Consider the following 26,731-nt stretch of genomic DNA (forward strand, 5'->3'; position numbering starts at 1 on the left):
CTGTCTCCGGTGCGGTCATTGCGAGCGTCGCGGGACGACGAGCGGGCCCCGGCGCCCAAGTGCCCACACGACGAGGCCGAAGCCGCTGAGGACCATGCCCGCGACCGTCACGGCCGTCCAGCCGCCCGTCGCCCACAGCACCGAGGCGGCGGCCGAGCCGATTGCGCCGCCGAGGAAGTTGCTCGTGACGAACGCGGTGTTGAGTCTGCTGCGCGCCTCGTCGGACACGGCGAACATCCGCGACTGGTTGAGCAGGTTGACGCCCTGGACGGCTATGTCCAGCACGACGATGACGACCACGACGAGCATCACGGAGTGCCCGGCGAAGGCCGACAGGACGAACGCTGCCAGAACCAGGGCCCATGCGATCCCGGTCGCGGGCAGGGAGAGCCCGCGGTCGTGCAGGCGTCCGGCCCGTCGGGCGGCGAGGGCACCGGCCACACCGGCGAGGCCGAAGAGGCCGATCTCCGTCACGGAGTAGCTGAAGGGCGGGGCGCTGAGCAGGAACGTCAGAGACGTCCAGAACATGGTGAAGGCGGCGAAGGCCGTGGCCCCGAGGACCAGGGTCCAGCGCACCGTGCGTTCCCGTCGTACGACCCTCCCGACGGAGGCGATGAGTGCCGGGTAGGGCATCTGCGTCTTGGGCTCGAGGGAGGGGATCGCCCGGTACAGCAGAGCGGCGAACCCGGCGGCGGCGACCGCCGCGACGACGTAGAGGGTGCGCCAGCCGGCCGCACCGGCGATGAGCCCGCTGATCGTCCGGGACACCAGGATGCCGGTGAGGATGCCCGACACCACGGTCCCCACCACGCTGCCGCGGTTGTCGTCATCGGCCAGGTCACCGGCGAGCGGGGCGAGCAGCTGACCGGAGACGGTCGTCACGCCCAGCAGGGTGATGGCGATCAGCAGGATCCCGAACGAGGGTGCCAGCGCGCACCCCAGCAGGGCCACCGCTGAGCACAGCAGCATCATGGGTATGAGCCGTCGCCGGTCGTACGCGTCACCGAGCGGTACGACGAGGAGGATGCCTGCGGCGTATCCGAGCTGGGTGGCCGTGACGAGCCACCCCGCTGCGGCTGTGGAGGCATGCAAGTCCCGGGCGATGAAGTCGAGCAGCGGTTGCGCCCAGTACAGGTTCCCGACGGCGGCGCCGCCCGCCACCGCGAACAGGAAGGTCAGTCCGCGGGTCATGAAGGTCCGGCGCGCGGTGGGCGGGGTCAGGTGGTCGGATGTGGGGGCGGCCGGCGATGACGCCGGAGTGTCCGGTGCGGGCATGGGTTCTTCTCCTCCGGGCGCGTTCGATACGCCGGGCATCGTGAGGTCTCTGCCGCTCAGCGATGCTTCCTTGCTTCTCCGAGCTTGTGGAGGGGAGGTTTGCCACCCGGGGCAGCGCCGACCAGGGGAAGCAATGCTCCCCCTCAAGAGCCGGGATGCCGCGGGTCAGGCGATGGTGTCGGACGCCGTCCGCTTGGGGTCCGCGGCCCAGGACGCCAGGAGACGCAGTGCGTCGTGGGAAGGGGAGCCGGGTGCGGCTGTCCACACGATGATGCTCTGCTCGGGGTCCGTGGCGCACGTGAGGGTGTCCCAGTCGAGCGTCAGCTCGCCGACGACCGGGTGCCGGAGCTTCTTGGTGCCCTTGCCCCGCATGGCGACGTCGTGTTCGGTCCACCGCTGCCGGAACTGCTCGTCGCGTGCGGACAGTTCGTCGACGAGGGCGGCCAGGCGCGGGTCGCCGGGGTAGCGCGCACTCTCCATGCGCAGCTGTGCGATGGCCAGGCGTGTGACCTCCTCCCAGTCCGCGTACAGCTCGCGCATCCAGGGCTCGGTGAACAGGAGCCGGACGAACACGCGCTCCTGCTCCGGGTAGCGCCCGAAGTCGGTCCACAGGACGCCGGCGAGCCGGTTCCAGGCCAGGATGTCGGTCCGTCGGCCGATGACGAAGGCCGGGGTGGCGGTGAGGTCGTCCAGCATGCGCTGCAGCTGGGTGTCCACCCGCTGTCGGTCGCTGGGCATGGCCGGCCGTACGTTCTCCTTCGCCGCGAGCTCGAAGAGGTAGGTGCGCTGGTCGTCGGTCATCCGGAGCACCTGGGCGATCTCTCTCAGGAGGGGAGCCGACGCCTGCAGGCGGCCCTGCTCGATGCGGGCGTAGTACTCGGTGCTGATCGCGGCCAGAAGGGCCACTTCCTCGCGGCGCAGACCGCGCACCCGTCGGCGCTGTCCGCCGCGCAGTCCCACGTCGGAAGGGTTGAGCTCGGCACGGCGGGCCTTGAGGAACTCGCCCAGCTCGTTCAGATGCGGGTTGCCGTTCATGATCTCCAGCCTCGCACACGGGCTCCGCGCTGTGAGGGGGAAGGATCCTTCCTACGTTGGAGCGCGTCCGACGCGAAAATCATGTGGTTCGGCCCGGTACGGCGGTGAACCATGACAGGACGTGGCGGCCCAGTAGGCGTACTGGGCCGCCACGAGGGCAAGCGGCGTGAGATCAGCTCAGCGCCTTGAGTACCTTCTGGGCCAGCGGGACCGCCGAACCCGGGTTCTGGCCGGTGAACAGGGTGCGGTCCACCTCAACGTGCGGGGTGAACGGCTCGGCCTCGCGGTAGTCGGCCTGGAGTTCGATGACGAGCCGGTCCTGCAGCAGCCACTTCGCGCGGTCGGCGAGACCGTTCTGCTTCTCCTCGGCGTTGGAGAGGCCGGTCAGTCGGTAGCCGGCGAACGGGGAGGTCCCGTCGGGGCCAATGGTGGCGAGGAGCGCGGCGGGACCGTGGCACACCAGGGACACCGGCTTGCCGGAGGCGAGCCACTCGGTGAGCAGCTTGCCGGACTCGGCGTTGTCGGGCAGGTCCTCCATCGGGCCCCAGCCGCCGGGGTAGAACACGGCCGCGTAGTCGTCGATGTTCACGTGCTCGATGCGCAGCGGATGCGTCAGCTCGGTCGCCTCGCGCAGCGCGGTCCGCATGCGCTCGGCGCCTTCCTCGCCGCCATTGAACTCGGGGCTGAGGCTGAGGGCGTCCGCCGTGGGCGGCACCCCGCCGGGGGTCGCCGCCGCGATCTCGTACCCGGCCTCCTTGAAGACGGCGTAGGGGCCGAGGGCTTCTTCAACCCAGAATCCGGCCGGCTGGCGGGTGCCGTCGGCCAGCGTCCAGTGGTCGGACGCCGTGATCACGAAGAGGATCTTCGCCATGGGTGGTCTCCCGGTGGTGTCTCAGCCCTTCAGGGCCTGGTGGATGACGTGGCTGTCCGCGGCCTGCTGCAGCTGGACGGCCTTGCCGTCGCGGACGGTCCACAGGTGGATGAACCGGGCGTCGACCTCGTTACCGGTCTTGGCCTTGCCGTGGTAATGCCCGTACACGAAGACGTGGCCGGCGTCGTCCGCGAAGAACTCCTCGGGCACCGCGCCGAAGGACTCGAAGTTCGGCGCAAGCCTGCCGAAGAAGTCCCTCCCCGCACTGCCCCAACCGTGGTAGACGCCGCCGTACGGAAAGCCCGGGGTGATGTCCCAGACGAGGTCCTCGGCCATGACCTCCTCGGTGACCTCCGGCGCCATTCCGGACTCGTACAGGCGCTTGATCAAGGTGATGTTCGGGGATTCGGACATGGTGATTCCTTGCGGTGGGTGAATCGGATGGAATGCCGCCTGGGCGAAAGAAAGGCCCTGATCAGGTGACCAATGTGGCTTGACCGTCGAGGAAGAGCGCCGTCGCGGACCGCGGGAAGTCACCTTGAACGCCTTGCTCTGTGCGTGATCCAGCATTGCATCCGAACAGCGCGGTGTGAGGGGGAAGAAAATTTCCCCTGTATGCCCTGATCCGGGTAAGGGGAAAGGCCCCTTCACGCCGATGGCAGAAGGGGCCGCACCCGAGAATCAGATGGGAGTTGCACTTATATGGGGCCGCTACCGGGGTCCACTTTCAGGCGCATTCCACAGCTCTCGGAGTTCCGCCCATCGCGGTACGGGCCCGTGCAGGTCCGTGGACTGACCGGGGTCCGGGGTGCCCAGCCCGGCGAGGACCAGGTCGAGGTACCGCAGGTGCAGCGCGGTGGCACGCTCGCCGGTGACGGGGATCCGAGGGGTGAGGTGTTCGAGCAGCAACGGGATGTCGGCGGACCCGAAGTCGGTGCGCAACACGCCCGCCCGGTGGGCACCATCCACAAGGTCGTCAAGGGCGGCGCGCAGCCGTTCCGCGGCGGTCAGTACCTCGTCGGTTGCCGGCAGTCGGCCACCGACCAGGGGGAGGAGCGGACCGCCCGTCCCCTGGTCGGCCAACGCGTCGCGGAAGAAGCGAACGAGGGCGGCCCAGGGATCAGGCTCCTCGGCGAGCGCCGTGCGCGCCTGCGTGAGGAGTTGTTCCATCCCCGCGATCCGCATGCGCTGGGCCAGCAGCTCCTTGCTGGGGTAGCGGCGGTAGAGACTGCCCATGCCGATCCCGGCTCGGCGGGCGATCTCGGAGACGGGAGCGTCCCAGCCGCGCTCGGCGAAGACCTCGCGCGCGGCCTGGAAGAGGCGGGCGTCGTTGCGGTCCGCCTCCCGTTGGCGGCCGCGCGGTCTGCCTGCGTACGTGTCACCCATGGTGCGGCATTCTCCCTCAGCGGCGTCCCACGCCGTGCCCGCCGTCGACAGTGATAACAGCCCCGGTGACGAAACCGGCGTCCTCCCCGGCGAGCATGGTGATCGCGCGGGCCACGTCCTCCGGTTCCGCGACCCGCCCGAGCGGGGTGTGCTCGGCCAGGCGCTGCTGGAACTCGGCCGGCTGCCCGGCGCTGGCCTCGGTACGGACGAAGCCGGGCGCGACGACGTTGACGTTGATGCCGAGCGGGCCGGCCTCGTAGGCGACGAAGCGGGCGAAGGTGTTCAGCGCGGCCTTGGCGGTGCCGTGCGCGGCCATGCCCACGGTCGGTGGGCCGTCGGCCACCGCGCTGGAGACGTACACGATCCGGCCCCCGCCCTGGGCGCTCATGACGGCCAATGCCTGCTGGGTGAGGGTGAACGCGGACGCGAGTTCGTTCGTCACCTTGGCGTGGAAGTCCTCCCAGGACAGGTTGGGGAGCGGGGTCGGGGTGAAGCGGGCACCTGCGTTGCAGACGAGGACGTCCAGTTGCCCGTCGGCCGTGGAACGCTCCAGCAGTTCGGCCGCCTGAGGGGGGTCGTACACATCGGCCTGCACGGCGAAGGCTTCGCCACCGTCGGCCTCGATCTGCTTGACCACCTGGTCGGCAGCCTCGCGGTTCGAGAAGTAGTTGACGGCCACGCGGTACCCACGGGCCGCCAGCTCACGCGAGGTGGCCGCACCGATACCCCGGCTGCCACCGGTGACCAGGGCGGTCGGCTTGCTCGTCGTCTTCATGTGTCCTCCGAGTCGGCGGAACGATGCGTTCTACATCCAACTTATCGGAGCGGAGCGCTCCGCTCAAAATTGCGGTCGCGCTGCTGCGAGCGCGGGCTCGCCCGTTGTGCGTGTGGAGCTTCCAGGGCGAGTTCGGACGGCGGAATGATTGCTTCCAGCAACGTGTTGTCCGCGACTATGAGCGAAGCAGTAGTGGCGAGCGCCTACGGCGGTGCCGAGGTCCTGTCGGTGATCGACGTCGACGTTCCGGAGCCCGGGCCCGGGCAGGTGCGCATCGCGGTCCGTGCGGCAGGTGTCAATCCCTTCGACTACAAGATGTACAGCGGCGCCTTCGGAGCCGATCCGGCGAAGCTGCCGCTGCGGCTGGGTGTCGAAGCGGCGGGTCTGGTCACCGCGGTGGGCGCCGACGCGACCGGCCCCGCAGGTCCGGTCCAGGTGGGTGACGAGGTGATCGCCTATCGCGCGCCGGGCGCGTACGCCGCGGAACTCGTCGTACCGGCCTTGTCGGTGCTGCCGAAGCCGGCCGGACTGTCCTGGGAGCAGGCCGGCGGGCTGATGGCTGCCGGCGTCACCGCCGTACACGTCCTCGAAGCGGTCGGACTCGGCGAGGGCGAGACGGTGCTGGTCCACGGGGCCGCCGGAGGGGTCGGCCTGGTGGCCGTCCAGCTGGCCGTGGCACGCGGCGCCGGCGTCGTCGCGACGGCAAGCCCCGCCAAGCACGAGCTGCTGAGGGAGCTGGGCGCGGTTCCGGTCGCGTACGGGTCCGGCCTGGCGGACCGCGTACGTGCGGCGGCGCCGGAAGGGATCCACGCGGCGGCCGACCTGGTGGGCACCGACGAGGCGGTGGACGTCTCCATGGAACTCGTGACCGACCGTTCCCGTATCGCCACCATCGCGGCGTTCGAGCGCGGGGCCCGGGCCGGGATCAGACTCCTCGGCGGCGGCCCCGGCGCCGACCCCGGCACCGAGATCAGGGACGCCGCCCGCCTGCAGCTCACGGAGGCCGCGGCGGCAGGACGACTGCGCATCGTGATCGCGTCCAGTCACCCGCTGCGTGAGGCCGCCGCAGCCCATCGCGAGAGTATGGCCGGTCACACCACCGGAAAGATCGTCCTGGTGCCGTAACCCATTTCCGTTCAGCCCGCAAGAGACCACTCAGGCGCTCGCCCGCGCGATGACCGCTTCCAGCAGGAACCGGATCAGCTCGTGGGCGGGCCGCTGGGGTGAGCGGGGCACGTTCGCGCCCTCGAACACAGCGACGGCCAGTTCCGCGATCATCTCCCTGTCCACCGGGTGCGGTTCCAGCACCTCGTACACCATCGTCCGCATCCAGTGCAGGAAGCGCTCGTGGGCCTCACGCACGGCCGATGAGTGGTCGAGGCGCTCGTGCATCGCCCGGTGCAGCGAGCGATAGGGGCGCATGTCCGCGAGGCTCCGGGCCAGCGCGGTGAGCGGAGCGCGGTCACGGAGTTCGCTGTCCAGCGCCTGGTTCTCGCGACTGAGCATCCGGTCCATCACCGCGGCGAATATGTCGTCCTTCGACGCGTAGTACCAGTAGACATTGCCTCGGGCGACTCCCGCTGCCGCGCTGATGTCCGCCATGGTCGTGCCGTCATAACCTCGGGCCAGGAACCGTTCCGTCGCCGCGGAGAGCAGGTCCGCGGCCCGTTCGTCGCGCGGAACGCGCCGTCCCTTCCTCGGCACGGCATCTCCAGGGACTTCTCGCCGGGGTCCGGCGGTCACAGCACTCCTTCCTTTCGAGCAGGCACGGCCTGCCGGGTGTCTACACTCAGTTGAGACGTGGTGAACTCATGGGAGGAGTCGGGATGCCGCGGAACCGCCAACAGATCCCCCGGGAGGAGCGCACGGGTGATCTGCTAGCCGCGGCCACCGAGCTCTTTCTCGCGAAGGGCTATGCCAAGACCACGATGGCGGACATCAGCGCGGCAGCGGGTGTCGCCCGGGGCAACGTCTACTGGTACTTCGACTCCAAGGACGACATCTTCGCAGCGGTGATGGACCGCATGCTCAGCCGCGAGATCCGCATCCTGAACGAGGAGCAGGCGGGCGCCGACCCGCTGAGCCGGCTGGTGCGCGGGCTGTCCGACATGCGCCTGTACCGGCCGCTGCACCAGGCCATGCACGACCGGCTTCCCCATTCGGAGGCGGTTCGCGCCGCCCACAACACCTTCCTGGACTGGATCGTCGGACTGGTCGATGAGCTCATGGCCGAGCGCGGCCTCGATCATGATCCGGGCGTCGACGCCGCGCTCGTCCGCGATGTCGCGGTCGCCGTGTTCGAAGGCGCGAACGTGCCCAACGACCGGAACCGGCCGGCCCACGAGATGATCCGGTTCCTGATGGAGTCCGTCCTGGCGGGGAGCTCGGCGGTCAAGGGGCGTGGGCGCTGAGTCCCGCACCTCGGACGAGGTGAGCACCGACTTCCGCTGATACGTCCGCCCGCGCCGCGTCGACCGCGGTCGTGTCCGGGGGCGGGACCGTCGCCCCGCGCAGTGTGTCGAGCACGGCGACGGGATCCGCGGGAGCCTGCCGGCCCCGCCAGCCGACGTGACCGTCCGGGCGGACGAGCACCAGCGGCCGCTCGTACAGCTCCGCGGCGGCCGGGTCGGCGAGGCGCAGCACCGTCAACGGCACTCCACACCGGCGTGCCGCCTCCACCAGCGGCGACGGGTCCGCCGGCCCGGAGACCACGAGCGTGAACCCGCGGCCGAAGTGGTCCAGCACCGAGCTGCCGTCGGGCAGCCAGACGTGCGGTGCGCGGCAGCCGGGCCACGTCGACGGGACGTACTGGTCCGGCTCGTCGGGCGGTTCCGGGCTGCCGTCCGCCACGCAGATCGGGGAACCGCTGTAGCGGTATCCGAGCTGGACACCCGCGCAGCGGAACTCCTTGGCCCTGGACCGGCGGATCTCCTCGCCCGTTTCACGCCGGGCCCGTTGCCCGTCCGCGTCCGTGCCGTCGAGCACGGGATCGGGGACGAGCCCCGCGTCGGCCCTCCAGTTGCTGGAGGCTTCCGTGACGTTGCGGACGGCGATCGGCCGCCGCTCCTGTTCGTAGCTGTCGAGCAGCGCCGGGCCTCCCCATCCTTGGAGGGCCGCGGCGAGCTTCCAGCCGAGGTCCACGGCGTCGCCGATCCCGGTGTTGGCGCCGAACCCCCCCTTGGGCCACAGCAGATGCGCCGCGTCACCCGAGAGGAACACCCGTCCCGCACGGTAGGTGCGGGCCACGACGCAGTGCCCGCTCCAGGGCTGCGCCGCGAGGACCTCCACGTCGATCGGTGCGCCGACGGCCTCGTGGATCCAGGCGACCACGTACTCGGGGTCGGGCTCCTCGTCCAGGTAGACCGAGAGCCGCCACTCGTCCACGCCGTTGACGACCGTGATGTACGGCCTGCGCGCCGACGACAGGGTATGAATCTGCACCGCCGGCCCGCCCAGCCGCTCCCGAAGAAGGTCCAGCAATTGCGGCGCACGGAAGTGCACCGCGAAGTTGTGGCCCTGCGCGAACATGCCCTCGTACTCGATGCCGAGAGCCCGACGGATACCGCTGCGGCCTCCGTCGCAGGCCACCAGGTACGCGCCGGCCAGCTCCTCAGTGGCACCGCTCGCCACGTCGCGGACCACGGCCAGGACACCCTCGGAGTCCTGCTCCAGTGACTCCAGGCGGGTTCCGTACCTGATCTCGACGCCGGGCAGTTCACTCGCCGTACGGGCGAGCAACGGCACGAAGGAGAACTTGGACAGGAACGCGGGGCCTTCCGGGGTCACAGGGGCGTACACGCCCGAAGACCGGTTGGTGACCCCGTAGTCGAACTCCGTGAGCACGTGTCCCGTGGCGGACGTGGCGAACACCGTGCGGTGCGGGTAGTCCGGAGGCGGAGCCGACTCCGCGCGTGCCTCTTCCGCGCAGCCCCAGCGGCGAAGGTGCTCCATGGTGCGTGAAAAGATCGCCTCACCTGCCGGAAAGGGCACGCGGCCGTCGCCCTGATCGATCACGGTGACCGGCACACCACGCCACCCCAACTCGGTCGCGAGGGCGAGACCCACAGGCCCCGCCCCCACCACCAGGACGCGCCGCGATCCGGCTCTCTCGTTCTGGTCAGACATAGAAGATCTGCCTTCCTGAGCAAGGGTCGGACCGCTCATGGCCCCACCTCTTGAACCGGAGTCAGAATCGCACGGGCAAGCCGTTGTATGGAAGACCTGGAAAAATACAAGGCTTTTGACGGATCAAGCCCGGTGCTACGCTCGACTCAAGTTCAAGAGACAGGGGTAAGTCATGGCGACTCCCGCTGATCAAGACGATCCTTTGAGTCACTGCCGGGCCCTGGTCGTCGGATACCACCGAGACATCGACGAAGGCCGGGCCACTGCCGGGATCGACGTGTTCGCAGACGATGCCGAGTTCGAGGCACACGGCCGGGTCTTCCGCGGGCGGAGCGAGATTCTCGACTTCCTCCGTGCGCGGGAGGCCGACACGGCGCGGCAGACCGTCCACCTGCTTGCCAACGAGGTCACCACCGCCCAGGACGGCGGGCTCCACGTCACATCCGTCGAGCTGCGGGCGATGATCCTGCTGCACGTGCGGCAGCCCGATGGGGCCTACGTCCTGGACCGCGTCCTCAACTCCAGCCACCAGTTCCGCCGCGTCGGCGGGGAGTGGCGGATCACGCGCCGTACCTCACGGCCGCTGCACCCCACCGTTTGACGGGCAAGGAGGCCCTCACGATGACGACGATCCCTCTGACCGGGACCGCAGCAGGAGGCGGCGGAACGCAAGCCGTGGCGCTTCAGCTCTCCGAGCTGGTGCTCAAGACCGCGCGCTACGACGAGATGGCTGCCTTCTACACCCATGTCCTCGGGCACGGCCCGTTCTACGAGCGGACCCCCGATCCGGATGCCCCGCCGCGTCCCGCAGGCATGCCCGAGCGAGCGGTCGACGTCCGGCTGGGCTTCTTCCGCATCACGGACGCCCCGCACAGCCAGGTTCTCGCCCTGTTCGGCGTCGACAGCCTGAAGGGTACGGAGCCCTCCGGGCCGGGCCTGCACCACTTCCAGTTCGGCGTCGGCGCTCTGGGCGACCTCATCTCCCAGCACGAGCACGTGACCTCCGTGGGTGTGCGCCCCCATCGCGCGGCCAACCACGGTCAGGCCACCAGCTTCTACTACCGCGATCCGGACCGGAACACCGTCGAGTTCTCCTGCCCCAACTTCGCCACGGTCGAGGAGGAGGTGGCCTTCATGTCCGGGCCCGTCTTCGCGGCGAATCCCTCCGGGCTGGAACTGGACCCCGACCGTTTCGCCGCCCGCTACCGCGCCGGTGACCCCGAGAGCGAGCTGCTGCGTCTCGACAACCGGGCGGTGGCCCTGTGACGAGGCTCGTCAGCACTGGAAAGGGCATCGGCCGGCTCGAGGACGACGGCGAGACCGTCGCCTTCCTCGACGTCGACGCCCCGGACCTCGGTGCCGCCCTGCGGGCCGGCCTCGGCGTCGCCTCTCTCGCCACGGCTGCCGTCCGCGACCGCGTGCCCGTGGCGCAGGCCCCGCTCGTCGCACCCGTCCCCAGACCGTCCAAGGTCTGGGCCGTCGGGTACGCGTACGCCGACCACCGCACCGAGGTGGGATACGCCGGCGCGGCACAGGACCCGGTCATCTTCCTGAAGGCCCCGTCCTCGGTCATCGGCACCGGGGAAGAGATCCGCTTCCCGAAGGCCGCCCCGAACGAGGTCGACTACGAAGGTGAACTCGCGGTCGTCATCGGCCGGCGCGCCACAGACGTGCCCGAGGCGGAGGCGTACGGGTTCGTCGCCGGCTTCACGATCGTCAACGACGTCAGCGCCCGTGATGTGCAGAAGGGCCGTATCCCCGGCCGGGCCGCCGACGTGACCGCCGCCAAGAGCTTTGACACCTTCACCCCCATGGGGCCGGCCCTGGTCACGCTCGACGAGTTCACCGATCCCGACGACCTGCGCCTGCGGACCTGGGTCGACGGAGAGCTGCGCCAGGACGCGCGCACATCCCAAATGATCATGCCTGTGCCCGCGCTGGTCTCCTACCTGTCGCGGCAGACGACCCTCGAACCCGGCGACGTGATCGCCACCGGAACCCCTGCCGGCGTCGGCCACAAGCGGGGACTCTTCCTGCGGTCCGGCACCGAGGTCCGCATCGAGATCGACGGCATCGGCACCCTTGTGAACACCTGCGCCTGACAAGGAGACGAAGAAGTGAGCACGGAAGCCAAGAGCGGTTTCGGGGGCGGAAACCCCTGGGAGTACATCCAGCCGTGGGACGAGGAGCGTTTCGGACCCGAGGTCCACGACGACACCCTGCGGGCGAAATGGGAGCTCGCCGTGGCCATCGCCGGTGGACTGCCGTACATCTGGCAGGAGCTGGCCCGGCCGGTCTCCGAGATCGTCTACGGTCTCCTCGAACTGCGTCCCGGGGACCGGGTTCTGCTCATCGGCGAGGGAATCGCGCCCTCCGGGTGGGTCGAGGACATGCGGGCGCTGGTGGGGCCGGAGGGCGCCGTCGACTCGGTGGAGATCATCCAGGACGGGCGCAAGGCGGTCATGGGCAGGATCCCCGGCCGAAACGGCCAGACCGGCTGCTGGCGCTGGGCGTACACGGACTCGGTGGCCGACGAGGCGTACGACTGCGTCGCCGTGCTGCAGGCGACCCAGCACTGCGACGACTGGCAGGAGACGGCCGCTGACCTGCTGCGGGTGATGAAACCCGGCCGACGCATCGTGCTGGCCGAGTCGGTCCTGAAGGGATCGTCGTTCTACGCCCGCATCAACTCCGATGTCCACCTCCGGCAGTGGTTCGACAAACTCTTCGCGCACATTCCCGCGGAGGACATCCCCTACTACTCAGGTGAGGAGATCCGTGAGGCGTTCGGGGACAAGGTCACCAGCCCCCAGCTGATGGAATGGAAGGGCATCGAGATGTTCTGGGGGCGCAGGAAGTGAGCGCCGCCGCGGTGACACACCGCGGCGCACATTCCCCCACCACAAGCGGAATTCGGTCCATTCGATCCGCCCAGGGACAAGGAGGTCCCCGTGAAGGTCGTCGAAGACGTCATGGTCTTGGGCTCCGATCATCCGGTGCGCAGTGTCATCCGCGATGAGCATCTGCTGCTGTCGCCGCCGCACCCCCCGAAGGTGCCCGTCAAACTGTGGGACGAGCACCCGCCACTGACTGTGGTGCACTACCCGCAGCAGTACCAGCCGGAGCGATACGCCCCACCACGCGGGGTCTACGAGAACGACGAGATCCGCGTCGAGTGGCAGAAACTGGACGGGCGCCAGCCGTTCTACCACCGCAACTGCGACGTCGACGAGATCTCCTACCAGATCGCCGGCGAGCGGACCCTGATGAGCGAACTCGGCGTGATCGAGTTCCAGCCGGGCGATTTCTCGCGCATCCCGCGAGGCGTGGCGCACGACAACTACTGCCGCGAGGACAGCCACCTGCTGTTCTACATCCCCGCCCCGGTCTCCGAGCTGGTGCCGGGCCTGCGCGAGTCGAAGGCCCAGTTCCCGCCCTTCCCCGGCTGGCAGCCCGGTGAGGCAAACGAGGCGATCACCCAGTGCATGGCCGCGCTCGGACACGACATCACCGTCTTCGGAGTCGACGAACAGCTCCTGCTCGAACACGTGCACCGCGAGGACCGGCGCATGGCGGTGCTGCGGGCCGCTTCCGACCGCGACGTGACCTGGCTGTACGCCACCGACCGCATCCGCCTCGGCATGGTCACCACAACTTCCGGCGGTGAACGCCGCTACCGGCGCACCCTCGACGCCGACGAGATCCAGTACCAGGCGCAGGGCCGCCGCACCCTGATCAGCCAGCGGGGTGTCGTCGACCTCGAGCCGGGCGACTTCGTCCGTATCCCGCTGGGTCTGTCCCACACCAGCGTGGCGACCGAGCCCGGCGAGTACGTCAGCCTCCTCTCGCACCAAGAGCTGCCTCAGGTCGCCGAGACCACGCGCACGGCGGACGCCTGCACACCAGAACGGCTCCCCAACCTCACCGCGGAGGCCCGCCGATGACCACGATGCTTGCCCTGCGAGCGCACCGCGGCGCCGAGTCGCTCGTCCTGGACGAGGTTCCCGTCCCCGAGCCGGGCCCGCTCGACGTGGTCGTGAAGGTCGCCTCCGCCGGCCTGGCCCCCGGCATCATGCGTCTGTTGAAGATGGGGGCGTTCAAACACCTGCCCACCACCCTCGGCCACGAGGCCGCGGGCGTCATCACCGCCGTCGGCCGCGACGTCACCGGTCACACCGTCGGCGACCGGGTGCGGGTCCACCCTCTGCTGAACTGCCGTGAGTGCGACTACTGCCGTACCGACCGGGACATGATGTGCGCCCGGCAGGCCCTGCTCGGCCACGCCGCCTTCGGCGACGCCGCGATGCCGCTCTACGAGCAGTACCACGACGGCGGACTCGCGGAGTACATCCGTGCCCCGCACTGGCTGATCGATCCGCTGCCGGACTCCGTCGGCTTCGACGTCGCGGCCAAGGTGCATGACCTGGCCAACGCGGTGCGCGCGCTCAAGTGCGCCGACCTTCCCGAGCGGGCCACCCTCGTGGTCACCGCCGCGACCGGCACCATGGGCACCGCGACAGTCAAAATCGCGGAGCACTTCGGCGTCGCTCGGCTGATCCTCGTCGGCCGTGACACCGAGCGCCTCCACTCGGTCGCCGGGCTCGCCGACGGCATACCGGCGGACGTCGTCGCCCTGGATGAACTCCCCGAGAACTGGTCGGAAGAGGGCACGCTCACCCGCCGGCTGCGCGCGCTGTCACCCGAGGGCGCCCATGCCGTCATCGACTTCATCCCGGAGGGGCCCGCCCTCGGCCAGACCATGGCCGGGCTGGCCACCGGCGGCACCCTGGTGCACATGGGCGGCAATTCCACCCCGCTGCCGCTGCCCCCCATTGCCCTGATGATGCACTGCTGGCGCTTCGTCGCCACCCGCGCCTACACCCGCACGGACGCACAGGACGTCCTGCGCCTGCTCGAGACGGGCACCCTCACCGTCGACGAGCTTATCACTCATCGGTTCCCGCTCACCGAGGCGCTCAAGGCCATGGACGCCATACAGCAACGGGCCGACAACCCTATGTGGATGACGGTGATCAACCCCTGATCCGACGCACGAGCGGGTCACGGCTTTGCGGAGTCACCGAAGAACAGCGAGAGGAAACCAGGAAAGTGTCCGAAACAGAAGCTGTACGCAGCCATGAGCCGCCCCTGCTCGCGGTGATCGGGGCGGCAGGACTCTGCGGTATGCACGTGCTCGATGCCGCGCGGCAGGCTCCGTTCCGCGTCCGGGCGGTGGTGCACGGCCCGTCGGGACGGAAACGAGTGGCTCCGCTGGGCGTGGACGAGATCGTCGAGGCCGACCTCGGCGAGCCCGACGCCGTCCGCCAGGCACTGAAGAACGCCGACCTCGTCCTCATGATCCCGCCGGCGTTCCACCCGGAGGAAGACGTCTTCGCGATCAGGGCGCTCGAAGCGGCCGAACACGCGGGCGCGCGCCGGTTCGTGTACCTGTCCGTCCTGCACCCGCACACCCCCGGGCTGCGGCACCACATGCGCAAGGCGAACGCCGAGGCAGCTGTGCGGGCCTCCCGCCTGGACTGGACGATCCTGCAGCCCTCGATGTTCGCCCAGATCGTCCTGTCGACGTGGGGCAGGGCTCCGGGCGGTCCCGTCGGTGTGCCGTTCGACGTCGACAACGAGTTCTCGTTCATCGACCTGCGTGACCTCGGAGAAGTCGCCGTCAAGGTCCTCTCCGAGGAGGGACACGACTCGGCGACGTACGAACTGGCGGGACCCGCCATCACGCTCGCCGAGGCCCTGCGCCATGCGGGGAGCGCCCGTGGAGTGGAGCTGGAGGCGCGGACAGTCGACTGGGCGCAGGCACCGCTTCCGCCCGGAGCCGGCGACGATCCGTCCAGGGCCTCGGACATGCGGGCGATGTGGCAGGACTACGACCGGCACGGGCTGCGAGGCAACAGCAACGTCCTGCGGATGCTGCTGGGCCGTGAACCCGCGTCCTTCGAGGAAGCCGCCGCCGCGTTCGCCGCGCGAAGTTGACATCCCTCGTCCCGGACAGGAGTCGGCACAGCCGGAGAAGACATGAAGCAGACGCTGTTGTCCCGCTGGCCGCTGGCACGGTCCTCGGATCGCGACGAGATCCTGTGCTCCGTCAACGCTCTCATGGCTCCGGCCTTGGTGAAGGGCTTTGACGGGCTGTCGTCCGGACCCGGTCAATTCCGGTTGAACGGGTTCGCCGACCGGGATTTCGCCGTCGGCTTCATCTCGTCCGACCTCGGCCTGAAGGCGAACGTCTCCACCGAGCGGGAGCCCTCGTACTTCCTGATCTTCGGTGTCTTCGGCGAGATGCCCCTGGAAGTGGGGAAGCGGCCGCTGATGAGCACCCGTTCGGTCGCCGTGGTGGCGAATCCCGGTGAGCGGCTGGCGGTCCTCCCCCAGCGGCAGCCGACCGGGACCCTCGCCATCCGTGTGGCACGGTGGTTCGTGGAACGGGAGCTGACTGCCCTGCTCGGGACGGATGTCCGGGCGGACGTACGGTTCGATGCGGCGCTCGACCTCTCGCAGCCAGGCCCCTGCGGCATGCGTGAGGTGCTGGGCGGGATCCTCACCCAACTCGACAGCGAACACGAGTTGCTCACCCGGCCGGCCGTGCGCAGGGCGGAGATGCGTCTGCTCATCACGAGCCTCCTGCTCGCTCAGCAGCACACCCACGGTGCGTCGCTCCAGTGGGAGACGGCACCGATGCGGCCACGCCACCTGGACCGCGCGATCGAGTACATCGAGAGCCGGCTCGGTGAGCCGATCACCCTGGGCGACATCGCGGAGGCGGCGGGACGCAGTGCCCGGACGGTGGACGAGGGATTCCGCAGGTGTCTCGGTGCGTCGCCGATGACGTACGTGCGCAATCTGAGGCTGGAACGCGTCCGGGCTGCCCTGCTGATGTCCGAGGAGACGATCAGCACGATCGCCCTGGACGCGGGCTTCACACATCTCGGCCGGTTCGCGGCCGCCTATCGCGCGCGCTTCGGCGAACTACCCTCACAGACGCGCGCGGGTCACTGAGCGCACGGTCCGGCCCAGGGGCCGGTCCCGGAAGGCAGTTCGCCGGGACCGGCCCTTTTCCGTCGCACCGTCAGGCGACGCTGCCCAGCGCACCCTTGCGGTAGTGATCACGGGCGACGCGCGCGTACGGGGCCGGGCTGACGATGGCCCGGATTTCCACGACATCGGTGGCCGGCACGACGCTGTCGCCGTAGCCGCCGCCGGCCTCGCCCCAGTGGATCACGACCTCGTCGCCGGTCTCCACCGAGGAGTCGACGAGCGCCAGCGAGAGCACCGCCCGCTCGTTCGGTGTGTACGTCGTGTAGCCGGAGTTGCCCGCGATGTCGGCGCCGTCGGCGGAGACGCGGTCGAACTCCAACTCCAGCTTGTCCGCCATACAGGGCAGGTGCAGGGCGCGTACGTCCTTCCCGCCCGGGGTGAGCATCTCGGAGAACAGCCCGGCCGCGTCCTCCCGGTTCCACTGCAGGGTCACCTTTTTCAGCGCGGGCCGCCCCGCCTTCTTCAGCTCCGCGAGCGCTTCCTTGCCGATGTAGTCGCGGTCCGAGGACACGAACCGGCCGTAGCCCAGATCGTAGGGAGTGCGGTAGTAGTCCTCGACGCGGTCGTGCTGAAGGCTGCCGGCCAGCCGGAGGACTCCCTCCATGCTGTCGGCGGGAAGCCACTTGCGATAGTCGGCCATGCCGGCGCCGGTGTAGATCGCGGGAAGGATCATCTGGTACCAGCCCGACTCGATCGCGGTGATGAGATAGCTCATGCCGCCCACCAGGCGGAGGTCGAACTCCCGGCCCGCTTCGATGATCGTGTCGCGCACGCGGTCACGGTGTTCCCACGGGCCCCAGAGCTCCAGACCGATCGCGCCCGCCATGCCGTGCCGCAGGGCACGGCACCGGACACCGGCGATGGTGATCCCGGTCATGTGAAAGAATTTGACGTCGCCGATCGGACCGCCGTTGAGCTTTGCGATGAGCGCTCCCGCCAGCGGTCCCTGGATCTGGTAACGGAAGTCGGGCCGTGCGGTGGCGTTGCCGTTCGGGTAGACGGGGGAGCGCCCGTCGTAGGTGGCGGTGACGTCGTACCCGCCCGTCTCCGCGTGGAACCTGACCCAGTCGAGGGCGAAGGGCACGCCGTAGACGGAGAACAGGTTCTCCTCGAGGTGGAAGACGATGTCGTCGCCGATGAGTTGACCGTCTTCGTTGACGCAGAGTAGCTGATGCGCCGAGTTCGGCCTCGACCGGGAGAGGTCGTTGCACGCCAGCGACGTCAGGAGTTTCTGCGCGTCCGGCCCTTCGAGAAACAGGCCGGACATGTGATGGCTCTGGTCGAGCAGGGCGACCGACTCACGCCATGCCCGTGCTTCGCGCTCCCAGAGCGAGAACTCCTGCGGCACCTGAGGAACGATCAGCGCGGGTGACACGTCGCCGGCGATGCCGACGCGGTCGTAGGTGTGCGCGCGCAACAGGTTCAGCGGTCCGCCGGCGTCGTTGATGGCATCTTCAAGGGTCCTCGTCGTCACAGGATCCCTCCCCTTCGGTTTCGGCACTGATTCTCGATCAGAGTTCGGGCACCGTATTCGCGGCCGCCTTGCGCGGCAATCCGGATATCGCGGCGGCCAGCCGGAATTCGCAGCGACCAGGCGGTACCCGGCCGATTCCATGCGAGGTGCGGCCAGTGACCGCCAAAAGCGGATTGGCGGCGGCGAATCGGCTTCGTAGCCTGCCTCCCCACGAGAAACACAGAAGCACTGTTCCGGTGCTGAGGGAGGGATTCAAGAGTGACAACGACGGAGCCCGTATCCAGGGCGATCGCGCAACGCGCCGTGCGGGAAGGCATGCTGATCGTCTCCGGGCAGGATCGCGAGGGCATCGTGGCGGCGGCGTCGAGCGTGCTCGCTCGGGCCGGGGCCAACATCGTCTCGCTGGACCAGTACTCCACCGATGCCGCGGACGGTACCTTTTTCCAGCGCACCGTATTCCGGCTGGACGACCTGGCAGTACGACGGCCGGAGCTCGGGAGGGCTCTCGAACGGGAACTGGCCGGCGACCTTGGCCTGCGGTGGCGGCTGGTCGAGACCGGCAAGCCCAAGCGGACGGCGGTCTTCGCCTCGAAGACCGATCACTGCCTGCTCGACCTGCTGTGGCGTCAGCAGCGCGGCGAACTGAACGTCACAGTGCAGATGGTGATCTCCAATCATCCGGATCTCGCGGAAGAGGTGCGCTGGTTCGGCATCCCCTACTTCCACGTGCCGATGACGGGCGACAAGAAGGCGGCCGAGAAGGAACATCTGCGGCTGCTGGCAGGCAAGGTCGACCTCATTGTGCTGGCGCGCTACATGCAGATCCTCTCCGGTGAATTCATCCATGATGTCGGGGTGCCGATCATCAATATTCACCATTCTTTTCTGCCGGCCTTCATCGGCGCGGGCCCGTACCAGAAAGCCAAGGACCGGGGTGTGAAGCTGATCGGCGCGTCCGCGCACTACGTGACCGAGGACCTCGACGAGGGACCCATCATCGAGCAGGACGTGGTGCGGGTGACCCACGCCGACACCACCCGGGACCTCATGCGTCGCGGTGCGGACGTGGAGCGGCTCGTACTGGCTCGCGCGGTGGCCTGGCACGCCGAGGACCGAGTGCTGCGGAACGGCAACTCGACGATCGTGTTCGCCTCATGAGTACGAAAACCGCAGCCGAGGCGGCACCGACACGTCCGGAGGAGAGCGGCGATGCCCGTACCGATCAGTGAACTTCTGGCGGACTTCTCCGTCGAGATGACGGCGAAGGACGCGCCCGCCCTGCGGGAGGCGCAGCCGCTTCTGCCCCCGGGTACCCGGGTGAACGTCACGTTCCTCGGCAACGAGAGCCCGGAGTCGCGGGTGAGTGCGGCGGGGCTCGCACGGCGGCTCGGTTTCGTCCCGGTCCCGCACATCTCGGCCCGGCGCCTTGCTTCCCAGGACGCGCTGTTCTCGTTCCTGAAGGCGTTGCACCAGGCGGACGCCGGCAACCATCTCTTCTTCGTCGCCGGCGACCCGGCACGGCCCGAGGGGCCCTACGAGGATGCGGCCGCGCTGATCGAGGGGTCAGCCCTGGAGGAGTTCGGGGTGAGGACGGTCGGCGTCAGCGGCTACCCGGAAGGACACCCCGGTATCCCGCGGCAGACGCTGTGGGCCGCACTGGAGCACAAGGCGGCTGCGCTGGCCGGACAGAGCCGGAGCGGGGACATCATCACGCAGTTCGGCTTCGACGTCGATCCGGTCATCGGCTGGATCGAAGAAGTACGCTCGCGCGGCATACACCTGCCGGTCCGCGTCGGAGTGCCGGGTCCGGCCGGAATCAGGCGACTGCTGTCCTACGCGGGCCGGTTCGGCGTCGCGACCAGTGCGGGCATCGCGAAGAAGTACGGCTTTTCGCTGACGAATCTGCTCGGCACCGCGGGCCCCGACCGCTTCATCACCGAACTCGCGCGAGGACTCGACCCCGGTCGGCACGGCGTCGTGAAGCTTCACTTCTACACGTTCGGGGGCCTTCGGCCGACGGCGCAGTGGATAAGCGACTTCATCACTCCCGGCCGGGCACAGTCAGTACGGGGAGGATCGTGACCGCCCGTACCCGTAACCGGCCTCGACCAGGGCCAAGTCCCCTCAGCCCACAGGCCGTATGCCCTGAGGAACGCAGTCGACGAGTTGCTCGACGTCTTCCTCGCTGATAGTGGTGTCGGGGCGCATCAACAGGCGCATCAACAGGCGGATCAGCACAGGGCCGGCCAGGGCGTCGGCGGCCAGTTCCGGGTCGATGCCCGCGCGGACTTCCCCGTTGGCCCGGCCCCGACCAAGTATTCCCACCGCGAGGTTGCGCAGGGGTGCGATGACACCCGCATCGTAAGCAGTCCAGATCGCCGCTTTGCCCACGCCGGCGTTGCGGGCGATGCGGTCGATGGAGATCTCGGCCCATGGCACATCGTCCTCGAGGAGTCGCACGACACTCTCCAGGATGGCCTGTTCCACAGCCTCGCTGCGAGGCCGTCCCCGGGCCGATCCCTGAATCTGCGGTCGGCCTGGGGTACGGGCCATGTCTCTGGTTCCCTTCGGCGAAGACCGATCCACTCCGTCCGCCCGGAAGGGACCTGTCGGCCTCACGACACCCGACGCGGCCCAGTGCAGGGACGCGTCGGCGACGGCGAGTGCGTCGGGGTTCAGTTCTTCGACCAGGCGGTGGAGCTGGCGGTGAATCCTGTGCTTGTCGTCCGCGGAGAGCGGCGAGGTCGTCTCTACTTCGATCCGGCCGGCGATCGAGGCGGCACGAGTGGCCACCGAGCGTCCCTCCTCGGTGACGAACAGACACATGCTGCGGTGGCTGGTCGGGTGCGGCTCGCGTCGCAGCAGCCCTCGCTCGACGAGCTGGGTCACCGCGGCTCCCATGGCACGCTGCCGTGCGCATCGGCCTGTCCGAGGGCGTCGGCTGTGTTCGGTGTGCCGCGGACCGGCGTGCCTGGTCCGTGGGACAGGACTCAGGCGTCCCGGATCGCCTCGGTCACGCGGCCGAGCAGGTTTCGGAGCTGCGTGGTGTCGCCCGGTCCGAGGCCACGAGTGATCTGGCCTTCGATGTCCGCGATCACTTCGTCGGCGGCATGCAGCAGCTCGCGGCCGGCATCGGTGAGGTGCAGCTCCTGCACATGCCGGTGGCGCGGGTGCTCGTGTCGCTCCAACTGGCCGCGGCTCTCCAGGCGTGCCACCAATGAGGCGACGGCCTGCGGGGTCACGTTGAGCCGGCGGGCCAGCTCCGCGCCGGTCAGGCCCGGCTCGGCGTGCACGGACATCAGGAGCGTGTAGTGCGAGGCCGCCAGCCCCAGAGGGCGCAGCCGCTGCTCCTTCCGTGTCTGCACCGCCACCTCGGCGCGGCGCAATGCCCAGGTCACCCGCTCCATGGCGTCGGGTCGCACGGGCTCCTCGTCATGTCTTCTCACCCGAGAAGGATACGACACTTCACGACTATCAAGCGTTTGACATCAATCCATGGCTTGAACATACTGGCGACATGACTCGCACCATCGCCCTGATCACCGGCGCCTCCTCCGGAATCGGCGCCTCCTATGCCCGGCTGCTGGCCGACGACCACAACCTCGTTCTCGTGGCCCGCCGTGCCGACCGGCTCGGTGAACTCGCCGAGGAACTGCGTTCCCGCGGCGCGGCCGTCGAGGTGCTGCCGGCCGACCTCATGACCCGCGACGGCATCACCGCCGTCACCGACCGTCTGTCCGCCGGCGACGTCCGCATGCTCATCAGCAACGCCGGCGCCGGCGGCTACGCACCCCTCGTCGACGTCGACCCGGGCGACATCGACCGCCTCCTCACCCTCAACGCCGTCGCCCCCGTCCGGCTCGTGCGCGCCGCACTTCCCGCAATGCTCGAGGCCGGAGCGGGCACCATCATCACCGTGGCCTCCCTGCTCGCCTTCAGTGCGGGCCAGACCGATCCGCGAGCGCCCCGGCGCACCCTCTACGCCGCCGCCAAGGCCGCCACCGTCGCCTTCACCCGGACCCTGACCGGCGAGCTCGCCGACACCCCCATCCGCACGCAGCTGCTGCTCCCCGGCGTCGTGGCCACGGAATGGAACCAGGGGGCCGGTCACAACATCCCCTGGGCGATGACCCCTGAGGATGTCGCCTCGGCCAGCCTGGCCGGGCTGCGCCTGGGCGAGACCGTCTGCACTCCCGGGCTGGAGGACCAGAGCACCGCCCTCGACGCCCTACTGGCCGCAGAAACAGCGCTGGTCACCGGCGGCAACCAGCCCCGCCTCGCGATCCGGTACACCGGCTCCCCCGCTTAGGGGTGGCCATGGCGGGCAGGCAGAGGACCGCCGCCCGAATATTCTCTTGACTTCGAGTCATGATGGTCTGAGTTTCGAAATTATCCAAGAACTCCTTTGGTTGACTGGCTACCAAGCCGAGAACTAACTTGGCCCTGGTTCAAGAGCACGGGCGGCGCAGCCCTCCGGGGGACTTGCCGGGATCGCGGTCCAGAACGTTGACCTCGGCTGTGCAGGGGGCCCGACCGGCCTGGATCGCACGGACTGCCTCGGCGCCGTGAAAAGAACCTGCCGCCGACCCCAGGAGCTGGTCAGCCATGAGTAACCCCGTAGCCGTACCGCCCGTTACCAGAGACGATTTCGGCCTCCTGCGCGCATTGGAGGACAGGGTCCTGTGGCTGTCGTCGGCCCAGATCCACCACGCGAACCGCGTTCGCGCGAACCCCTCGGGGCTCAAGGTCGGCGGGCATCAGGCGTCCTCGGCGTCCATGGCCTCGATCATGACGACGCTCTGGTTCCGGCACCTGCGGCCGCAGGACCGAGTGTCGGTGAAGCCCCACGCGTCACCGGTACTGCACGCGATCAACTACCTGCTGGGCGAACTGGACGAGTCCCACCTGCCGAAACTGCGCGAGTTCGGCGGCCTGCAGAGTTACCCCAGCCGGACCAAGGACCCGGACCCGGTCGACTACTCGACCGGATCCGTCGGCATCGGCGCGACCGCCCCCGTCTGGGGCGCGCTCGCACGGCGCTACGTCAACGCCACCGTCGCCGATGTCGGGAGCGGGCGGCAGTACTCGCTGGTGGGCGACGCCGAGCTGGACGAGGGGGCCGTCTGGGAGGCCGTACTGGATCCTGCCGTCGCCGAACTGGGCGAGGTGGTCTGGGTCGTCGACCTGAACCGGCAGTCGCTGGACCGGGTCGTGCCCGGTATCGCGGCCGACAAGCTGAGCGGCATGTTCGGCGCGGCCGGCTGGCAGGTGATCACGCTCAAGTACGGCCGGCTCCTCGAGGACCTGTTCGCCCGGCCCGGCGGCGCCGAGCTGCGGCAGCGGATCGACACGATGAGCAACCCGGAGTACCAGCGGCTCCTGCGCTGCGACGCTGGGCAACTGCGCCGACGGCTGCCCGAAGGTCCCGGCGCCGACCGGATCCATGCGCTGGTCGACCAGGTCGAGGACGCGGCTCTGGTGGACGCGATGGCCAACCTGGGCGGCCACGACCTGGCCGCTCTGGACGCGGCCTTCTCGGCGATCGACGACAGCCGCCCCACGGTGATTCTCGCCTACACCATCAAGGGCTACGGGCTCGCCAGCAAGGGACACCCGCAGAACCACTCCGCTCTGCTCACCGAGGAGCAGATGGGGGCGCTGGCTGCGCGGCTCGGAGCCGACCCGGCCCATCCTTGGCGCGCCTTCGCCGAGGGCAGCGCTGCCTACGAACTCTGCCGGCAGGTCGCGCAACGACTGCGGAGGCCGGAGACACCGCGCCCGGCGCCGCCGGCCGTGCCGGTCGACATCGGACGCACACCGTCCGGGACCGCCACCACACAGGCCGCGCTGGGCCGGCTACTGCTGGACCTGACCCGCGTGGCCCCGGAGGTGGCGGCACGCGTGGTCACGGTCAGCCCGGACGTCAGCTCCAGTACGAACCTGGGCGGCTGGGTGAACAAAGTCGGCGTGTGGTCGTCCACCGAGCGCCCCGACTGGTTCGCCGATGACGCCGAGACGATCCTGCACTGGCGGGAGAGACCGACCGGGCAGCACATCGAACTGGGCATCGCCGAGACCAATCTGGTGGGTCTGGTCGGCGAGCTGGGTGCCTGCTGGAGCAGATGGGGGCAGCCCCTCCTGCCGATCGGTGTGCTGTACGACCCCTTCGTGGAACGCGCCCTCGAACCCTGGTCCTTCGGCATCTACGCCGGCGGCCAGTCCCTCCTGGTCGGCACGCCCTCCGGCGTCTCGCTGGCCCCGGAAGGCGGAGCACATCAATCGGTCAAGACTCCGTCCATCGGCCTGGAGCAACCCGGCTGCGTCGCCTACGAGCCGGCGTTCGCCCTCGACGCCGAATGGACGTTGCTCGCCGGCCTGGCCCTGCTCGGCAGACCCGGCGGGAGCTCCGCGTACGTACGCCTGTCGACGCGGCCCGTCGACCAGACGCTGGCCGCGGTGCCCGGCGACCCCGCGGCACGGGAGCGGCGCCGCCGTCAGGTCGTCGCAGGGGCATACCCCCTGCGACGTACCGACGGAGCCAAGGTCACCATCGCCGCGATGGGAGCGGTGGTACCGGAGGCGCTGGCGGCGGCCGACCGGCTGGCACAGGCCGGCGTGCCGGCGGACGTCGTGTGCGTCACCAGTCCGGATCTCCTGTACCGGGCGGTGCGGGCCAGGCAGGGGCACGAACAGGCCGAGTCCTGGGTGCTGGACCAGGTCTTCCCCGCCGAGCGCGCGACTCCGCTGGTCACCGTCCTCGACGGCCATCCGCACACCCTGGCCTTCCTGGCCACCATCCACCGGGTGCCCGTCTCCTCCCTCGGCGTGACCCGGTTCGGACAGTCCGGCTCGCTCCAGGACGTCTACCGCCACCACGGACTCGACACCGACAGCATCGTCCGTGCCGCTCTGGACCTGACCGACTGGATCAGGGCGACTCCTGAGATGTAAAGCAGCTCTTAGTTATCAAGTGTTTGACATAGGCCAGCTGCTTGATACTCTAGTGGTGCGGCGCGGCCCCAGACCATTCCTGCGGGGCCGCTTACGCCTCGCAGTCGAAGTCCTTCACGTCGGCACCCGCCCGCTGCCACCCCGGCGGCCTTCCGTGCCGAACGCCATGTCCGCCACCAGTCATCACCCCACGGGTGCTGCTCGCACAGGCGGTCGCAAGAAAGTGGGAGAAACCCGTGACCAACAACGCTTCAGCGATCACCCGTGACGGAGTCATCGGATACGACGCGAGCGAGATCGTCACCATCAACCAGGCCACCGGGGCCGAGTTCGCGCGGTACCCCGTGGCCGGCGAGAAGGAGGCGGTCGCGGCCGTCGCCGCCGCCCGCTCGGTCGCCGCGGCCTGGTGGGACCTCGGATTCGAGGGCCGCGCGGAACGGCTGCGCGCCTGGCGGCGGGAGATAGCCCTGACGGGGGAGGAGGGCGCCCAGCTCATCCACGCCGAGAACGGCAAGCCCCTGGACGACGCACGTGCCGAGGTGCTCGGAACCCTGGAGCACCTGGAGTACGTCCTCACCAACGCCGAGCGCGTCCTGGGACGTAGGGAGGTCCCGGCCAGCTCCACGACGGCCAACCAGCGTGCGTGGGTCGAGTACCAGCCCTACGGCGTGGTGGGCGTCATCGGCCCGTGGAACTTTCCCCTACTCACCCCGGCGGCCATCGTCGCCGACGCGCTCGCGGCCGGAAACGCGGTCGTCCTCAAGCCCAGTCAGCTCACGCCCGGTGTGGCGCAGTGGTTCATCCGGACCTGGCAGCGTGCCGTGCCGGACCTCCCGGCCGCCCTGCAGAACCTGAACGGGTTCGGTGCCACGGGTGGGGCCCTCATCGAGGCCGGTCTGAACAAGCTCGCGTTCACCGGCAGCGTCGCCACGGGCAAGACGGTGGCCGCCCAGTGCGCGCAGACCCTGACCCCCGTTCTGCTGGAACTCGGCGGCAAGGACGGTGCGATCGTCGCCGAGGACGCGGACCTCGACGAGACCGCCGCCCATGTCGTGTGGGGCGCCATGCAGAACACCGGGCACGGCTGCATCAGCCTCGAAGTGGCCTATGTCGTCGAGTCCGTCCACGACGAGTTCGTCGAGAAGATCAGCGAGCTGGCCAGGAAGGTACGCGTCGGCAGTGACGAGGATGCGGAGATCGGGCCGGTCCCCCTGCCCACGCAGACCTCGATCATCCGGGAGCACATCCAGGACGCTCTGCAGCGCGGCGCGAAGGCCACCGTCGGCGGCCTCGACGCTGTAGGCGACCGCTACGCCGCTCCCACCGTCCTCGTCGGCGTGAGCCCCGACTCCCTCGCGGTGAAGGAGGAGACGTTCGGGCCGACCCTGGCCGTCGTCAAGGTCGCCGACACGGACGAGGCCGTCGCGCACATCAACGCCGGCCGGTACGGCCTGGGCAGCGCCGTCTTCAGCCGCCACCGCGGCGAGGACATCGCCCGTCGCCTCCGCGTCGGAATGACCAGCATCAACGACGCCCTGGTGTTCTCCATGAACCCCGCCGTGCCCTTCGGCGGCCGCGGTGACAGCGGTTACGGGCGCAAGCAGGGCGAGGAAGGACTGAGGGAGTTCGCCTACCCGCACTCCTTCACTGTCAAGACCGGACCCGCCCAGTTCTCTTCCTCGACGTTCGGCCGGCCCGCGGGCGCGCTGGCAGGAGCCCTCGCCGGCATCCGCAACCGCATCCTGGCCGAGAGCGGCGAGAAGACCGACTGACCTGCTGA

26 protein-coding genes are annotated in these 26,731 nt (G+C 69.4%); 15 read left to right on the top strand and 11 right to left on the bottom strand.

The window, feature by feature from the left end:
- Positions 1–15 precede the first annotated feature (15 nt).
- From ACZ69M_RS43420 to ACZ69M_RS43445, 6 genes are all read right to left on the bottom strand, one after another.
- Positions 16–1,275, bottom strand: coding sequence for an MFS transporter (locus ACZ69M_RS43420; protein ID WP_470058899.1), 1,260 nt, complete (start codon positions 1,273–1,275; stop codon positions 16–18).
- Positions 1,276–1,440: 165 nt separating this feature from the next.
- Positions 1,441–2,310 (bottom strand): helix-turn-helix domain-containing protein, encoded by an 870-nt coding sequence (locus ACZ69M_RS43425; protein ID WP_470058901.1) that lies wholly within the window; start codon positions 2,308–2,310, stop codon positions 1,441–1,443.
- Positions 2,311–2,482: 172 nt separating this feature from the next.
- A complete protein-coding gene (locus tag ACZ69M_RS43430) occupies positions 2,483–3,181 on the bottom strand; it encodes a type 1 glutamine amidotransferase domain-containing protein (protein WP_470058903.1) in 699 nt (232 codons plus the stop codon).
- Positions 3,182–3,202: 21 nt separating this feature from the next.
- Positions 3,203–3,595 carry a nuclear transport factor 2 family protein gene (locus ACZ69M_RS43435; RefSeq protein ID WP_470058905.1) on the bottom strand — a complete coding sequence of 131 codons (393 nt, stop codon included), beginning with the start codon at positions 3,593–3,595 and terminating at the stop codon, positions 3,203–3,205.
- A 297-nt stretch (positions 3,596–3,892) separates the two neighbouring features.
- The gene (locus tag ACZ69M_RS43440) at positions 3,893–4,567 is read right to left on the bottom strand and encodes a TetR/AcrR family transcriptional regulator (RefSeq protein WP_470058906.1); all 675 of its coding nucleotides are present in this window, start codon (positions 4,565–4,567) and stop codon (positions 3,893–3,895) included.
- A gap of 16 nt (positions 4,568–4,583) precedes the next feature.
- Positions 4,584–5,342 (bottom strand): SDR family NAD(P)-dependent oxidoreductase, encoded by a 759-nt coding sequence (locus tag ACZ69M_RS43445; protein WP_470058908.1) that lies wholly within the window; start codon positions 5,340–5,342, stop codon positions 4,584–4,586.
- 192 nt (positions 5,343–5,534) lie between these two features.
- On the opposite strand from ACZ69M_RS43445, the gene ACZ69M_RS43450 reads away from it, so the two are divergent.
- Positions 5,535–6,467 (top strand): quinone oxidoreductase family protein, encoded by a 933-nt coding sequence (locus ACZ69M_RS43450; RefSeq protein WP_470058976.1) that lies wholly within the window; start codon positions 5,535–5,537, stop codon positions 6,465–6,467.
- A 30-nt stretch (positions 6,468–6,497) separates the two neighbouring features.
- Here ACZ69M_RS43450 and ACZ69M_RS43455 read toward each other — a convergent pair whose 3' ends face one another.
- Positions 6,498–7,046: a TetR/AcrR family transcriptional regulator gene (locus tag ACZ69M_RS43455; RefSeq protein ID WP_470058910.1), complete on the bottom strand. Its 549-nt coding sequence runs from the start codon at positions 7,044–7,046 to the stop codon at positions 6,498–6,500.
- A 122-nt stretch (positions 7,047–7,168) separates the two neighbouring features.
- Here ACZ69M_RS43455 and ACZ69M_RS43460 point away from each other — a divergent pair, with 122 nt between their 5' ends.
- A complete protein-coding gene (locus ACZ69M_RS43460) occupies positions 7,169–7,753 on the top strand; it encodes a TetR/AcrR family transcriptional regulator (protein WP_470058912.1) in 585 nt (194 codons plus the stop codon).
- On the opposite strand, the gene ACZ69M_RS43465 is transcribed toward ACZ69M_RS43460, so the two are convergent.
- Positions 7,734–9,467, bottom strand: coding sequence for an FAD-dependent monooxygenase (locus tag ACZ69M_RS43465; protein WP_470058914.1), 1,734 nt, complete (start codon positions 9,465–9,467; stop codon positions 7,734–7,736). The genes ACZ69M_RS43460 and ACZ69M_RS43465 overlap by 20 nt on opposite strands.
- 172 nt (positions 9,468–9,639) lie before the next feature.
- Here ACZ69M_RS43465 and ACZ69M_RS43470 point away from each other — a divergent pair, with 172 nt between their 5' ends.
- The 8 genes from ACZ69M_RS43470 (at position 9,640) to ACZ69M_RS43505 (ending at position 16,487) form a co-directional block, all read left to right on the top strand.
- Positions 9,640–10,068 (top strand): nuclear transport factor 2 family protein, encoded by a 429-nt coding sequence (locus ACZ69M_RS43470; protein ID WP_470058916.1) that lies wholly within the window; start codon positions 9,640–9,642, stop codon positions 10,066–10,068.
- A gap of 20 nt (positions 10,069–10,088) precedes the next feature.
- Positions 10,089–10,733 carry a VOC family protein gene (locus ACZ69M_RS43475; protein WP_470058917.1) on the top strand — a complete coding sequence of 215 codons (645 nt, stop codon included), beginning with the start codon at positions 10,089–10,091 and terminating at the stop codon, positions 10,731–10,733.
- The gene (locus tag ACZ69M_RS43480; RefSeq protein WP_470058919.1) at positions 10,730–11,569 is read left to right on the top strand and encodes a fumarylacetoacetate hydrolase family protein; all 840 of its coding nucleotides are present in this window, start codon (positions 10,730–10,732) and stop codon (positions 11,567–11,569) included. The genes ACZ69M_RS43475 and ACZ69M_RS43480 overlap by 4 nt, the downstream gene beginning before the upstream one ends.
- A 15-nt stretch (positions 11,570–11,584) precedes the next feature.
- Complete coding sequence (locus tag ACZ69M_RS43485) at positions 11,585–12,328, top strand: methyltransferase domain-containing protein (protein ID WP_470058921.1); 744 nt, start codon at positions 11,585–11,587, stop codon at positions 12,326–12,328.
- A 90-nt stretch (positions 12,329–12,418) separates the two neighbouring features.
- Positions 12,419–13,411: a hypothetical protein gene (locus tag ACZ69M_RS43490; protein ID WP_470058923.1), complete on the top strand. Its 993-nt coding sequence runs from the start codon at positions 12,419–12,421 to the stop codon at positions 13,409–13,411.
- Positions 13,408–14,511: an alcohol dehydrogenase catalytic domain-containing protein gene (locus ACZ69M_RS43495; protein WP_470058925.1), complete on the top strand. Its 1,104-nt coding sequence runs from the start codon at positions 13,408–13,410 to the stop codon at positions 14,509–14,511. The genes ACZ69M_RS43490 and ACZ69M_RS43495 overlap by 4 nt, the downstream gene beginning before the upstream one ends.
- A gap of 65 nt (positions 14,512–14,576) precedes the next feature.
- A complete protein-coding gene (locus tag ACZ69M_RS43500; RefSeq protein WP_470058927.1) occupies positions 14,577–15,464 on the top strand; it encodes an SDR family oxidoreductase in 888 nt (295 codons plus the stop codon).
- Between the two features lie 42 nt (positions 15,465–15,506).
- Positions 15,507–16,487 (top strand): AraC family transcriptional regulator, encoded by a 981-nt coding sequence (locus ACZ69M_RS43505; protein WP_470058928.1) that lies wholly within the window; start codon positions 15,507–15,509, stop codon positions 16,485–16,487.
- A 70-nt stretch (positions 16,488–16,557) separates the two neighbouring features.
- On the opposite strand, the gene ACZ69M_RS43510 is transcribed toward ACZ69M_RS43505, so the two are convergent.
- The gene (locus ACZ69M_RS43510; protein ID WP_470058930.1) at positions 16,558–18,000 is read right to left on the bottom strand and encodes an aminomethyl transferase family protein; all 1,443 of its coding nucleotides are present in this window, start codon (positions 17,998–18,000) and stop codon (positions 16,558–16,560) included.
- Positions 18,001–18,258: 258 nt separating this feature from the next.
- Here ACZ69M_RS43510 and purU point away from each other — a divergent pair, with 258 nt between their 5' ends.
- Together purU and ACZ69M_RS43520 are read left to right on the top strand one after the other, a co-directional pair.
- Entirely contained in the window at positions 18,259–19,158 is a 900-nt protein-coding gene (gene purU / locus ACZ69M_RS43515) for a formyltetrahydrofolate deformylase (RefSeq protein ID WP_470058932.1), read from the top strand.
- 51 nt (positions 19,159–19,209) lie between these two features.
- Positions 19,210–20,082 (top strand): methylenetetrahydrofolate reductase, encoded by an 873-nt coding sequence (locus tag ACZ69M_RS43520; RefSeq protein ID WP_470058934.1) that lies wholly within the window; start codon positions 19,210–19,212, stop codon positions 20,080–20,082.
- 42 nt (positions 20,083–20,124) lie between these two features.
- Here the strand turns inward: ACZ69M_RS43520 and ACZ69M_RS43525 are convergent, their stop codons facing one another.
- Together ACZ69M_RS43525 and ACZ69M_RS43530 are read right to left on the bottom strand one after the other, a co-directional pair.
- Positions 20,125–20,889, bottom strand: a complete 765-nt coding sequence (locus ACZ69M_RS43525; protein ID WP_470058936.1) for a TetR/AcrR family transcriptional regulator C-terminal ligand-binding domain-containing protein — start codon at positions 20,887–20,889, stop codon at positions 20,125–20,127.
- A 101-nt stretch (positions 20,890–20,990) separates the two neighbouring features.
- On the bottom strand, positions 20,991–21,446 hold the full coding sequence (locus ACZ69M_RS43530) for a MarR family winged helix-turn-helix transcriptional regulator (RefSeq protein ID WP_470058938.1): 456 nt from the start codon (positions 21,444–21,446) through the stop codon (positions 20,991–20,993).
- Between the two features lie 71 nt (positions 21,447–21,517).
- Between ACZ69M_RS43530 and ACZ69M_RS43535 the strand changes: the two genes are divergently transcribed.
- The 3 genes from ACZ69M_RS43535 (at position 21,518) to ACZ69M_RS43545 (ending at position 26,723) form a co-directional block, all read left to right on the top strand.
- Positions 21,518–22,309 carry an SDR family NAD(P)-dependent oxidoreductase gene (locus tag ACZ69M_RS43535; RefSeq protein ID WP_470058940.1) on the top strand — a complete coding sequence of 264 codons (792 nt, stop codon included), beginning with the start codon at positions 21,518–21,520 and terminating at the stop codon, positions 22,307–22,309.
- A gap of 296 nt (positions 22,310–22,605) precedes the next feature.
- Positions 22,606–24,951, top strand: a complete 2,346-nt coding sequence (locus ACZ69M_RS43540; RefSeq protein ID WP_470058942.1) for a transketolase-like TK C-terminal-containing protein — start codon at positions 22,606–22,608, stop codon at positions 24,949–24,951.
- Positions 24,952–25,187: 236 nt separating this feature from the next.
- The gene (locus ACZ69M_RS43545; RefSeq protein ID WP_470058944.1) at positions 25,188–26,723 is read left to right on the top strand and encodes an aldehyde dehydrogenase family protein; all 1,536 of its coding nucleotides are present in this window, start codon (positions 25,188–25,190) and stop codon (positions 26,721–26,723) included.
- Positions 26,724–26,731: the final 8 nt, after the last annotated feature.

The organism is Streptomyces sp. NPDC107454 (assembly GCF_055582885.1).